Genomic DNA, 12,554 nt, shown 5'->3' with positions numbered 1-12,554 from the left:
TCGCGCGGTCGGTCACATGGTGAGCATGGCCTTGATGGCGCGGCGCTCGTCCATCGCCTTGTATGCCTCTGCGGTGTCGTCGAGGGGGAGGACGAGGTCGAAGACCTTGCCGGGCTCGATCTCGCGGCGCATGATCCGACCGATGAGGTCGGGGAGGTAGTGGCGTACGGGGGCGGGGCCGCCGTGGAGGTGGACACCGGAGAAGAACAGGCCGAGACCGTCGAGCGTGACGTCGTGTGAGACGCCGACGTAGCCGACGTGTCCACCTGCGCGGGTGGCTTTGATGGCCTGGTCCATGGATTCCTGGGTGCCGACCGCTTCGATGGTGGAGTGCGCTCCGAGACCGTCGGTGAGGTCCTTGATGCGGGCGACGCCGGCGTCGCCACGTTCGGCGACGATGTCGGTCGCTCCGAACTCGCGTGCGAGGGCTTGGCGGTCGGCGTGGCGGCTCATCGCGATGATGCGGGTGGCGCCGAGCTCGCGTGCCGCGAGGACGGCGAGGAGCCCGACCGCGCCGTCGCCGACGACGGCCACGGTCCTGCCCGGTCCTGCCTGGGCCGCGACGGCGCCGAACCAGCCGGTGCCGAGCACGTCCGATGCGGCCAGCAGCGAGGGGAGGAGGTCTGGTTCGGGCGTGGTGGGGGTGGCGACGAGGGTGCCGTCGGCCAGCGGGACGCGCAGCAGCTCGGATTGCGCGCCGCCCGGTGCGGCCGCCTCGCGGTGGGGGCAGTGGGTCTGGTAGCCCGAGAGGCAGATCTCGCAGGTGTTGTCGGAGGCGAAGAACGAGCCGACGACGAAGTCGCCGACCTTCACATGCGTCACCTGGTCGCCGACGGCGATGACGGTGCCGGCGTACTCGTGGCCCATGGGGGTGGGCACAGCGGACAGCGGTTCGAGGCCGCGGTAGGCCCACAGGTCTGAGCCGCAGACGCACGATGCGGCCAGCCGCACGATCGCGTCGGTGGGCTTCTCGATGATCGGGTCGTCGCGGTCCTCGACCCGGACGTCGCCGGGGCCGTACATGAATGCGCCGCGCAATGGATTCTCCTCAGGTGGGGCGGTGGCTCGTGTCAGCGAGCGTGGTCGTGGGTGGAGGCGAGGGCGCCGAGCAGGGTCAGCGCCTCGTGGGATGCGGATCCGGGTGCGGCGGTGAACACGGTCATCTGGATGGCGTCGTGTCCGACGAGGTCGAGGCCGTTGAACGCGAGCTCGAGGTCGCCGACATCGTGGTGGCGGAAGCGCTTGACGCCTGCATCGTGCTGCCAGACGTCGTGGCGTCCCCAGAGCTCCCGGAAGTGGTCGTTTCGGGTCGACAGCTCGCCCACCAGATCATGCAAGGGCTTGCTGTGGGGATCCCGCCCGGCCTCGGTGCGCAGCTGCGCGACGTTGACCGCGGCAACGGCGTCCCAGTCGGCGTAGAAGCGGCGTGCGCTGGGTTCGAGGAAGAGGTAGCGCGCGAAGTTCGGCGGCTGGGTGGTGGCGGCGGCGATCATGTCCGACATGAGCGCCCCGCCGAGGGCGTTCCAGGCGAGCAGGTCGGTGCGTCCGTTGCCGATCAGCGCGGCGGCGTCGGTCATGGAGTCCAGCAGCCAGCGCATGCTCGGCTCCGGGGTCCAGGGTCGCTCGCCTGTTCGTCGGGCGCGGGTGCGGCCGGATGTCTGCCCGCCATGGTGCGCGAGACGGTAGAGGTGCTCTCGTTCGGCGGGCTCGAGCTGGAGCGCCCTTGCGAGACCGTCGAGGACGGCCTCGGATGCGCCGGCGATCGCGCCGCGCTCGAGGCGGGAGTAGTACTCGACGCTGACACCGGCGAGCGCCGCGACCTCGCCGCGGCGCAGCCCGGGCACGCGGCGGGCGCCGCCGCGCGGCAGCCCGACATCCTCGGGCTCGATGCGTGCGCGGCGCGACATGAGGAACTCGCGCACCTCGCCGTGGTTGTCCATCCCGTCAGGATAGGGACCGCGATGCGCGCGTGGGATGCCCTGCGAGGGCACGTCAGGAGCGGGACTCCCGCCATCACCGAGCCCGGGCTTCCCTGGGGTCATGAACGATCTGTCCGCCGCCGCGCTGGTCCTGATGGGTGCGTGGCCCTTCGGCGCGACGGCGCGCCTCGAGCCCGCACGGGAGACCCTCGAAAGCGCGGGATCCGAGCCCGCATGGTGGGCATGGTGAATGCCACGACGCGTGCGACAGGCGCGCAGCAGAAGGCGACGCGCCGACGCGAGTCCGGGGCGTGGATCGCCGTGATCCTGGGCACGCTGACGGTGTTCGGCCCACTGTCGATGGACCTCTACCTGCCGGTCCTGCCGTCTCTGGCGATCGACCTCGACGGCACCGCCTCGTCCGCGCAGCTGACTATGACCGCCTGCCTGATCGGCCTCGCTGCCGGGCAGGTGATCGCCGGCCCGATGTCCGACCGCTTCGGCCGACGCACCCCGCTGCTGGTCGGGCTGGTCGTCTACACGATCGCCTCGGCTCTGTGCGCCATGAGCCTGACCATCGCCGTCCTCGTCGCGGCCAGGTTCGTCCAGGGACTGGCCGGCGGTACCGGGCTCGTCATCGCCCAGACCGTCGGGCGCGACATCTACGAAGGCACCCGCCTCACGCGCTACTACGCACGCATCATCGTCATCTCCGGACTCGCGGCGATCGTTGCACCCGTGCTCGGAGGCTTCCTCGCCGAGCACCTGTCGTGGCGGGGGTTCTTCGTCATCCTCACCGCCATCGGCGTCCTCGTCACCGCCGCCATCGCGGCGTCCTTCCCCGATACCCTGCCGCCCGACCGTCGCACCAGTGGCGGCCTGCACCGAGTCCGTGAGCAGTTGGGTGTGCTTGTCCGCGACCGCCTCTACGTCGGCGCGACCGTGTCGAGCTCCCTCACCTCCGCCGCCTACTTCGCGTACCTCGCCGGCGCGCCCTTCATCCTCCAAGGCATCTACGGACTCGCACCGTCCACCTTCGCGCTGGTGTTCGGGCTCAATGCCGCCGCCTTCGCCGCGGCTGGGTTCTCCGCGGGTCGCCTCGCCGAACGCGCGGGGGAGCGCACCGTGTTCGCGGTGGGTCTCGCGATCATGATCGCCGGAGGCGCGACGCTCCTCGTCACCGCGTTGTGGATGCCATCCCTGGCGCTGACGATCACGGCGTTCGTCCTCATTGCAGCGGGCGCAGCCGTGGTGTCGCCGCCATCCACCACTCTTGCCCTCGTCGACTACCCGCACTTCGCGGGCACCGCATCGTCCATCCTCGGCATGACACGCTTCGCCGCAGGCGCGGCCGCCGCACCCCTCGCCGGCATCCTCGGACCTCACACGGCCGCACCGACCGCGATCACGGTGCTCGCAGCATCCCTCGGCGGAACGGTGGTGTACCGCGCACTGGTGCATCGGCGCACTGCGCGGTCGTCATGACCAAGTCGCAGGTGCCCAGGGCCACCACGTGCGGAGCGGCCTCGTGGGCCGACGCGACGTCGTCCCGACTCCATCGGCAGCCTGCTTGATGCGAGACGCCGCAAGGACATCCGGCTTGAGGCATGCGTCGCAACAGGGCGACGGCGTTGCGCATCGTCGCGCCGCCGGGTGGGGCCGTTGATTGCGGGCCCCTCCGTGGGACGGGGCCCGCAATCAACGCACGTCAGTTCTTGGTGCGGTTCGGGCTCGCGACGAGGCCCTCGGCGGGCTTGCTCGCGGCCTTGGCGCGCGGCTTCGCCGCCGTGCGCTTGGCCGGGGTCGGCGTCGACGCCGCCGGGGGAGCAGCGGCCGCGGGCCGGGGGATCGGCACCATCCTCTGGAGCTGCGTCACGTGGTCGGGGTTGAGCTCGGCCACCGAGGACACGCCCAGGAGCTTCATGGTCCGCACGATCTCCTTCGAGAGGATCTCGATGGTGCGGTCGACGCCCTCGCGACCGCCGGCCATGAGGCCGTACAGGTACGCGCGGCCCACCAGCGTGAAGTCGGCGCCGCACGCGAGCGCGGCGACGATGTCGGCGCCCGCCATGATGCCCGTGTCGACCACGATCTCGGTCTTGCCCTTGAGCTCCGCCGCCACCGAGGGCAGCAGCCGGAAGGGGATCGGGGCACGGTCGAGCTGGCGGCCGCCATGGTTCGACAGCACGATGCCGTCGACACCGCGGTCGACCACGGCCTTCGCGTCGTCGAGCGTCTGGATGCCCTTGACCGCGACCTTGCCGGGCCACTGGTCGCGGATCCACTCGAGGTCGTCGAAGTCGACCGTCGGGTCGAACAGGCTGTCGAGCAGCTCGCCGATGGTGCCGTTCCACTCGCTGAGCGAGGCGAACGTGAGCGGCTCGGTGGTGAGGAAGTTCCACCACCACTCGGGCCGCGGGATCGCGTTGAGCACCGTCGTGGGGGTGAGCTGCGGCGGGATGGTGAAGCCGTTGTAGCTGTCGCGAAGGCGCGCGCCCGCGGCGGGCACGTCGACGGTCACCAGCAGCGTGTCGAAGCCCGCATCGGCCGCGCGCTGCATCAGCTGCATCGACTTGTCGCGGTCCTTCTGCATGTACAGCTGGAACCAGTTGCGACCATCGGGGTTGGCCTCGCGCACGCCCTCCGGGGAGGTGGTGCCCAGGGTCGACAGCGAGAACGGGATGCCGGCGGCGCCCGCAGCGGAGGATCCCGCGCGCTCGCCCTCGGCCTGCATCATCCGCGTGAAGCCCGTGGGCGCGATGCCGAAGGGCATCGCCGAGCGGCCGCCGAAGATCTCGACGGACGTGTCGACGGTCGACACGTCGCGCAGGATCGCGGGGTGGAACTCGATCTCGCGGAAGGCCCGGCGCGCGCGGGCCAGCGACAGCTCCTCCTCTGCGGCGCCGTCGGTGTAGTCGAACGCGCCCTTGGGGGTGCGGCGCTTCGCGATGGCACGCAGGTCCGCGATGGTGTGCGCCTTCGCGAGACGGCGCTTGCGGGCGTCGAGCTCGAGAGGCTTGAAGCGCATGAGCGGCGCGAGGTCCGCCGGCCGGGGGATCCGGCGCTCCATCTTCATCTGGTCAGTGTGCCTTCCTGGGATGGTGTCAGCGAGCCCGGGGCTCGTGGACGCGGGGCGTGAAGGTGCGCGCGACCAGGTCGCGCAGCGACTCGAGGGAGCCGGTGACCGCGCCGAGGGCGCGGCCCTGGATCAGGACGTTGCCCAGCGCGGTGGCCTCGACGGGGCCGGCCACCACGGGGAGGCCCGCACGGTCGGCGGTCCGCTGGCACAGCAGCTCGTTGAGCGAGCCGCCGCCGGTGATGTGGATCCGGCGGATGTCCTGGCTCGCGAGCGAGCCCGCCTCGTGCACGGCATCCGCGAAAGCCTGAGCGAGGCTCTCGATGATGCAGCGGGCCATCTCGCCCCGCGACTGCGGGACACGGAAGCCGCGCGCGACCAGCCACGCGGAGATGCGGCCCGGCATGTCGCCCGGGGGGCTGAAGACCGCGTCGTTCGCGTCGAAGATGTCCACGGTGCCGTCCACCGCGGCGGCCTCCGCGAGCAGGCGCTGCAGGTCCACCTTGACGCCGTCGCGCTCCCACATGCGGATGGTCTCGGAGAGGATCCACAGGCCCATGACGTTGTGCAGGAAGCGGGTGCGTCCGTCGACGCCTCCCTCGTTGGTGAAGTTCGCCTCGCGCGCGGCCTGGCTCAGCACCGGGGCCTCCGTCTCGACGCCCACCAGGCCCCAGGTGCCGCACGAGATGTACGCGCCGCCGGGCTCGGTCATGGGGGTCGCCACCACGGCGGAGGCGGTGTCGTGCGAGCCGACAGCCACCACGGGGGTGTCGCCGAGCAGCCCGGTGGTCTCCGCGACCGACGGCAGGACGGTGCCGATGCGCTCGCCCGGCTGCACGATGCGCGGGAAGAGCCCGCGCGGCAGGCGCAGACGGTCCATGAGCTCGCCGTCCCAGCACCTGGTGGCGACATCGACCAGGCCGGTGGTGGAGGCGTTCGTCGCCTCGGCCACCGTGGCGCCGGTGAGGTAGTAGGCCATGAGGTCCGGCACCAGCAGGAGGCGGTCGGCGACGCCGAGCATGCCGGCCTCGCGCTCGACCGCGAGCTGGTACAGGGTGTTGAAGGGCAGGAACTGGAGCCCGTTGCGCGCGTAGAGCAGGGAGAAGGGCTCGTCCGAGTGGACCAGCTCGACGCCGTGCGCGGTGCGCTCGTCCCGGTAGTGGAACGGCTCGCCGAGGACGCGGCCGCCGCGGAGGAGGGCGTAGTCGACGGCCCACGAGTCGATGCCGATCGACTGGATCCGCTCATCCCAGCGCGCTGCCGCGCCCAGCCCGTCGAGGACGTGGGCGTAGAGCTGCTGGAGGTTCCAGTGAAGGCCGTCCGGGGTGCGGACAGGGCCGTTCGGGAACCGTCCCATCTGGCGCAGCTCGAGCGTGTCGGGACCGACCTGCCCGACCATGACGCGACCCGAGGTCGCGCCGAGGTCGACCGCGGCGACCGCCGCGGTCATCGGAGGAAGGCTGCCGCCACGCCTGCGTCCACGGGGATGTGGAGGCCGGTGGTGTGCGACATGTCGGGGCCGGTGATGATGGCCGCGGCGTTGGCGACGTGCTCGGGGAGCACCTCGCGCTTCAGGATCGTGCGCTGAGCGTAGAACTTGCCCAACTCTTCCTCCTCGATTCCGTAGGTCTTGGCGCGGTTCGCGCCCCAGCCGCCGGCGAAGATGCCGGAGCCGCGCACCACGCCATCGGGGTTGATCCCGTTGACCTTGATGCCGTGCTCGCCCAGCTCGACCGCGAGCAGGCGCACCTGGTGTGCCTGGTCCGCCTTGGTGGCGGAGTAGGCGATGTTGTTCGGGCCGGCGAACACGGAGTTCTTCGACGCGATGTAGACGATGTCACCGCCCATGCGCTGCGCGATCATGACGCGCGCCGCCGCCTGGGAGACCAGGAACGAGCCCTTGGCCATGACGTCGTGCTGCAGGTCCCAGTCCTTCTCGGTGGTCTCGAGCAGGGGCTTGGACAGCGACAGGCCGGCGTTGTTGACGATGAGGTCGACACCACCGAACGCGAGGACGGCCTCGCCCATGGCGGCGGCGATGGCCTCGGGGTCCGCGACGTTCGCGGCCACGCCGATGGCGACGTCCGTCGAGCCGAGCTCGGCGGCCGCGGCCTGCGCCTTCTCGAGGTCGAGGTCCGCGATGACCACGCAGGCGCCCTCCGCCGCGAGGCGGGTGGCGATGGCCTTGCCGATGCCCGAGGCGGCGCCGGTGACGAGCGCGACGCGGGTGGCGTGAGACTTCGGCTTGGGCATCCGCTGGAGCTTGGCCTCCTCGAGCGCCCAGTACTCGATGTTGAACTTCTCGGCGTCGGAGATGGGCGTGTACGTGCTGAGCGACTCGGCGCCGCGCATCACGTTGATCGCGTTGATGTAGAACTCGCCGGCGACGCGTGCGGTCTGCTTGTTCGGGCCGAAGGAGAACATGCCGACGCCGGGCACCAGGACGATGGCCGGGTCCGCGCCGCGGATCGCGGGGGAGTCCGCGGTCGCGTGCGCGTCGTAGTACGCCTGGTAGTCCTTGCGGTAGTCCTCGTGGAGCTCGTGCAGGCGCGCGATCGCGTCCTCGACCGGGGCGTCCGCGGGCAGGTCGAGGACCATCGGCTTGACCTTGGTGCGCAGGAAGTGGTCGGGGCAGGACGTGCCGAGCGCTGCCAGGCGCGGGTGCTCCGCCGAGGCGAGGAAGTCGAGCACCACCGCGTCGTCGGTGAAGTGGCCCACCATCGGGCGGTCGTACGACGCGAGGCCGCGGATCACCGGGGCGAGCGCGACGGCCTTGGCCTTGCGGGCCTCCGTCTCGAGCGCGCCGTAGCCCTCGAGCGCCGGGCCGAACGGCTGCGGCTTGCCGTGCTCCGCGATGTAGCGCGCGGCGGTGTCGATGATCTGCAGCGAGCGCGCCTCGCACTCGTCCGAGGTGTCGCCCCACGCGGTGATGCCGTGGCCGCCCAGGATGCAGCCGATCGCCTGCGGGTTGGCCTCCTTGATGGCGGCGATGTCGAGGCCCAGCTGGAAGCCGGGGCGGCGCCATGGGACCCACACCACGGAGTCGCCGAAGATCGCGGCCGTCAGCTCCTCGCCGTCGACCGCGGTCGCGATCGCGATGCCGGCGTCGGGGTGGAGGTGGTCCACGTGCGCGGCGTCGACGAGGCCGTGCATCGCGGTGTCGATCGACGGCGCGGCGCCGCCGCGGCCGTGGAGGCAGTAGTCGAACGCGGCAACCATCTCGTCCTCGCGCTCGACGCCCGGGTAGGTGTCGACCAGGCCCTTGAGGCGGTCGAGGCGGAGCACGGCGAGGCCGTTGGTGCCCAGCGTGCCGAGGTCGCCGCCGGAGCCCTTGACCCACACGAGCTCGACCTGCTCGCCGGTGGCGGGGTCGAGGTCGGTGCCCTTGGACGACGTGTTGCCGCCGGCGTAGTTGGTGTTCTTGGGATCGGAGCCGAGGCGGTTGGAGCGCGCGATGAGCTCCTCGGAGGCGGTGGTGGTGGGGACGGTCACGGTGAAGCCTTTCGTGTGGACGGGGGGACCTTCAGGTGGACGATGTGGGGGTGCCGGGCGGCGCGACGGTGGGCCGCGCCGCCCGGCGACGGGGGAGGGGTCAGGCGCCCCAGCCGGCCTGGACGCCGCCGACGCGCTCCGCGGCGATCTGGGCGAGGTAGCCCGACTCGGCGAAGGCCTTCATCGGGTCGGCGGGGAGGCCGCGCTCCACGCGGAACTCCTCGAGGTCGGCGCGCACGTCGGTGTAGAACGCGTCCATGAACACCGAGTGCGCCCCGAGGACGTCACCGGAGGCCTGGGCCGCGTCGAGGGCGCCGCGGTCGAGCAGCAGCGCACGCGCCGTCATCTCCTGGACGTTGAGCACCGAGCGGATCTGGCCCGGGATCTTGTCCTCGATGTTGTGGCACTGGTCGAGCATGAACGCCGTGTCGCCATCCTTGCCGTAGCCGCCGCCGCGCAGCACCTCGACGATGATGCGGAACAGCTGGAACGGGTCGGCGGCGCCGACGATGAGGTCGTCGTCCGCGTAGTTGCGCGAGTTGAAGTCGAACGAGCCGAGCTTGCCCAGGCGCAGCAGTTGCATGACGATGAACTCGATGTTGGTGCTGGGGGCGTGGTGGCCGGTGTCGAGGCACACGGTCGCGCGCTCGCCGAGCGCCGCCACCTGGGCGTACGAGGTGCCCCAGTCCGGCACGTCCATGTGATAGAACGCCGGCTCGAAGATCTTGTACTCGAGCACCAGGCGCTGCTGCTCGCCGATCCTCGCGTAGATCTCGCGCAGCGACTCCGCGAGGCGGTCCTGACGGCCGCGCATGTCGTCCTGGCCGCCGTAGTTGGTGCCGTCCGCGAGCCAGATCTTGAGGTCGCGCGAGCCGGTCTCGTCCATGATGTCGATGCACTCGAGGTGGTGGTCGATCGCCTGGCGGCGGATCTTGTCATCGCGGTGCGTGAGCGAGCCGAGCTTGTAGACGTCGTCCTGGAACGTGTTCGAGTTGATGGTGCCGAGCGCGACGCCCAGGTCCTCCGCGTGCTTGCGCAGCACCGCGTAGTCCTCCACCTTGTCCCACGGGATGTGCAGCGCGACCGAGGGGGACAGGCCGGTGAACTTGTTCACCTGCGCGGCGTCGGCGATCTTCTCGAACGGGTCGCGCGGGGTGCCGGGGGTGCCGAACACGCGGAAGCGCGTGCCTGAGTTGCCGAAGGCCCACGAGGGAAGCTCGATGGCCTGCTCCTCGAGTCGGCTGGCGACGTGGCTGCTGAAGGCCATCGTGACTCTCCTTTGAGGGGACGTGCGGGGGCGCGTGAGGCGCCCGTGAATGAATCGTTTCAAAACTTACGTCCAGCGGGTCACGGTGGTCAAATCGCCACCGCCTCCACGGGCTTCTGGAAGGTTTCAGTATCCTGAGCGCAACCTGGGATCGGGAGGCATGATGGCGGTCAGCGTCAAGGAGGTGGCGGCGCACGCCGGCGTCTCCGTCGGGACCGTCTCCAACGTCCTCAACCGTCCTGACCAGGTCAAGCCGGAGACGGTGGTGCGCGTCCGCGACGCGATCCGCGTCCTCGGCTACGTCCCCAACAGCGCGGCCCGCCAGCTGCGCGAGGGGCGCAGCCGCTCGCTCGCGCTCGTGGTCCTCGACTCGGGCAACCCGTTCTTCACGGATGTCGCGCGTGGCGCCGAGGACCGCGCGGCCCAGGACGGTCTCAGCGTCTTCCTCGCCAATTCGAGCGACTCGACCGAGCGCGAGGAGCGCCACCTCGACGTGTTCGAGCAGCAACGGATCGGCGGCGTCCTGATCTCGCCCGCGGGCGACGATCTCTCACGGCTCGAGACGATGCGCGGGCACGGCATCCCGGTGGTGCTGGTCGACCGCGAGGCGGCCGGCTCCGGGTTCTCGTCGGTCGCCGTCGACGACGTCGCGGGCGGCGCCCTCGCGGCCCGCCACCTGCTCGAGACGGGGCGCCGCCAGCTCGCGTTCGTCGGCGGCCCGCTGCGCATCCGGCAGGTCGCCGACCGCTTCCAGGGCGCCTCCGCCGCCGTGACCGCCGAGCCGACCGCGACGCTGCGGCTCCTCGGCGCGGACGAGATGACGCTCGACGAGGGGCGCCGCATCGGCGAGGCGCTCGTGCCGCTCATCAAGCAGGGCCGCATCGACGGCATCGTCGCCGCGAACGACCTTCTCGCCATCGGCGTCCAGCGCGCGCTGCTCTTCGCCGAGGAGCCCGTGAGGATCCCCGAGGATGTGGGCCTGGTCGGCTACGACGACATCGACTTCGCCGCCTCCGCGGTGGTGCCCGTCACATCGATCCGCCAACCCCGCGAACTCATCGGCGCCACAGCCGTCGAGCTCGCCCTCGAGCAGGCTGTCGATGGCGCGCCCGTGCGCAACGTCGTCTTTGCGCCGGAGCTCGTGGTGCGCGCCTCGACCGCGCGATAGGTAACCCGCCGCCCATCCGCTGCCCGTCGGTCGGTGGAGGTGATTCGAGCAGCGCGCACGGTGTACCCCGGGTGAGTTCGACGGCAAGTCTGGGAGTCGTGTCGCTGTCCGAGGGTTCCCATACGATGCGAACCATCACTGCTGATACTGAGGGGAATGAGCGATGGCGCAGATGCAGGAGGGTTGGTACGCCGATCCGACCACACGGCACGAGCAGCGATTCTGGAACGGGTCCGCGTGGACCGATCACGTCTTCACGAACGGCAAGCAGGGTTCCGACTCGTACGTCGCCGAACCCGTCGTGGGTCAGGCGGCGACGATGGCGTCCGATCGACAGCGAAAGGTGCCGTTGTTCGGTGCCCGCAAGCACGCCAAGAACCTCCAGGAGGAGAACGACCGCCTGCAGGGATTGATCGACAAGCACGGGCTGGGGGAGATCGCAGACCTCGACGCCACACGTTCGGAAGTCATCGCCCAGATCTCGCAGGCGCGCGCCGACCTCGCGGGCGCGCAAGCGGCCCAGCAACTCGCCGATGCGCAGAGGCGCGCCGCGGAGCAAGACCTCGTCAACCTGCGTCAGGCCGCGTCCATGCAGGAATTCGGCATCTACGACTACGAGCACCCCGCCGAATCGTCGGTGACGCTCGCCACCGAGCTCGCGGGGGTTCGCGTGCAGATCAAGCAGCTCGTCGCCGCGAGGAGGGCCACGTCGGCGTCGGCGAACTTCACGTTCAACAACTCCGCCAAGCAGGGTGAGAAGTTCGTAAACGAAATGTCCAAGCTCATGCTCCGCTCGTACAACGCGGAGGCGGAGAACTGCGTCAAGACCGTCAAGGCCGGCAACCTGGCCGCCGCGCAGAAGCGGCTGACGAAGTCGATGGAGCAGGTCGAGAAGCTCGGCACGATGATCAACCTGTCCATCACTTCTCCCTACCACCGGCTCCGTCTCAAGGAGCTGGAGCTCGCGGCTCGCCACATGCAGGCACTCCAGGCCGAGAAGGAGGCCGAGCGGGCGCATCGGGAGGAGCTGCGCGAGCAGCGCAAGGTCGAGGCCGAGCTCAAGGCGGCACGCGAGAAGCTCGAGAAGGAACGCTCCCACTACGAGAACGCCCTTGCTGCGCTCGAGGCCAAGGGCGACCTCGAAGGAGCCGCGAGACTGCGGGAGAAGCTGGCGGACACCGACAAGGCCATCGCCGACGTCGACTACCGTGCCGCGAACGCCCGCGCCGGCTACGTGTACGTCATCTCGAACATCGGCGCGTTCGGCCCTGATGTCGTCAAGATCGGCCTGACACGCCGCCTTGAGCCGATGGACCGTGTCAACGAGCTCGGCGACGCATCGGTACCGTTCCGCTTCGACGTCCACGCCCTGTTCTTCGCCGACGACGCCGTCACCCTCGAGGCCAACCTCCACCAGCGCTTCGCCGACCGGCGCCTGAACAAGATCAACCTGCGCCGCGAGTACTTCCGCGCCACACCCCAGGAAGTCCTCGACGCACTCAAGGAACAGCACGTCGAGGTCCTCGAGTTCACCCTCGAGCCGGCAGCGGAGGAGTACCGGGCGAGTGCCTAGTCGGACCAGCGGCAGTCGCGCTAGGGAGTTGGTGTGCGCTCACTGGATCGGAGGTCGCA

The 12,554-nt window shown here is 70.4% G+C and carries 10 protein-coding genes; 4 read left to right on the top strand and 6 right to left on the bottom strand.

Annotation, left to right across the window (positions count from 1 at the left end; all coding sequences use genetic code 11):
• Positions 1 to 12 precede the first annotated feature (12 nt).
• Both AOM00_RS03280 and AOM00_RS03275 read right to left on the bottom strand, forming a co-directional pair.
• A complete protein-coding gene (locus AOM00_RS03280; RefSeq protein WP_439644653.1) occupies positions 13 to 1,023 on the bottom strand; it encodes a zinc-dependent alcohol dehydrogenase family protein in 1,011 nt (336 codons plus the stop codon).
• A 47-nt stretch (positions 1,024 to 1,070) separates the two neighbouring features.
• Positions 1,071 to 1,940, bottom strand: coding sequence for a helix-turn-helix transcriptional regulator (locus tag AOM00_RS03275; protein WP_062316062.1), 870 nt, complete (start codon positions 1,938 to 1,940; stop codon positions 1,071 to 1,073).
• A gap of 100 nt (positions 1,941 to 2,040) precedes the next feature.
• On the opposite strand from AOM00_RS03275, the gene AOM00_RS15890 reads away from it, so the two are divergent.
• Positions 2,041 to 2,169, top strand: a complete 129-nt coding sequence (locus tag AOM00_RS15890; protein ID WP_267127707.1) for a hypothetical protein — start codon at positions 2,041 to 2,043, stop codon at positions 2,167 to 2,169.
• Positions 2,163 to 3,404, top strand: a complete 1,242-nt coding sequence (locus AOM00_RS03270) for a multidrug effflux MFS transporter (RefSeq protein WP_082096542.1) — start codon at positions 2,163 to 2,165, stop codon at positions 3,402 to 3,404. The genes AOM00_RS15890 and AOM00_RS03270 overlap by 7 nt, the downstream gene beginning before the upstream one ends.
• Positions 3,405 to 3,627: 223 nt before the next feature.
• On the opposite strand, the gene AOM00_RS03265 is transcribed toward AOM00_RS03270, so the two are convergent.
• From AOM00_RS03265 to rhaI, 4 genes are all read right to left on the bottom strand, one after another.
• On the bottom strand, positions 3,628 to 4,989 hold the full coding sequence (locus AOM00_RS03265; RefSeq protein ID WP_082096539.1) for an alpha-hydroxy acid oxidase: 1,362 nt from the start codon (positions 4,987 to 4,989) through the stop codon (positions 3,628 to 3,630).
• A 34-nt stretch (positions 4,990 to 5,023) separates the two neighbouring features.
• A complete protein-coding gene (locus AOM00_RS03260; RefSeq protein ID WP_062516438.1) occupies positions 5,024 to 6,445 on the bottom strand; it encodes a rhamnulokinase in 1,422 nt (473 codons plus the stop codon).
• Positions 6,442 to 8,487, bottom strand: a complete 2,046-nt coding sequence (locus AOM00_RS03255) for a bifunctional rhamnulose-1-phosphate aldolase/short-chain dehydrogenase (protein ID WP_062516437.1) — start codon at positions 8,485 to 8,487, stop codon at positions 6,442 to 6,444. Before AOM00_RS03255 ends, AOM00_RS03260 begins: the two co-directional genes overlap by 4 nt.
• 100 nt (positions 8,488 to 8,587) lie before the next feature.
• Positions 8,588 to 9,754: an L-rhamnose isomerase gene (gene rhaI, locus AOM00_RS03250; RefSeq protein WP_062516436.1), complete on the bottom strand. Its 1,167-nt coding sequence runs from the start codon at positions 9,752 to 9,754 to the stop codon at positions 8,588 to 8,590.
• Positions 9,755 to 9,914: 160 nt separating this feature from the next.
• On the opposite strand from rhaI, the gene AOM00_RS03245 reads away from it, so the two are divergent.
• Together AOM00_RS03245 and AOM00_RS03240 are read left to right on the top strand one after the other, a co-directional pair.
• Positions 9,915 to 10,922, top strand: coding sequence for a LacI family DNA-binding transcriptional regulator (locus AOM00_RS03245; RefSeq protein WP_369345416.1), 1,008 nt, complete (start codon positions 9,915 to 9,917; stop codon positions 10,920 to 10,922).
• Between the two features lie 163 nt (positions 10,923 to 11,085).
• On the top strand, positions 11,086 to 12,495 hold the full coding sequence (locus AOM00_RS03240; RefSeq protein WP_228373390.1) for an SNIPE associated domain-containing protein: 1,410 nt from the start codon (positions 11,086 to 11,088) through the stop codon (positions 12,493 to 12,495).
• Positions 12,496 to 12,554: the final 59 nt, after the last annotated feature.

This window comes from Demequina gelatinilytica (genome assembly GCF_000971115.1).
GTDB classification, from domain to species: domain Bacteria; phylum Actinomycetota; class Actinomycetes; order Actinomycetales; family Demequinaceae; genus Demequina; species Demequina gelatinilytica.
Note: the sequence above shows the minus strand (reverse complement) of the source record. Positions and strands in the feature narration are given on the sequence as shown.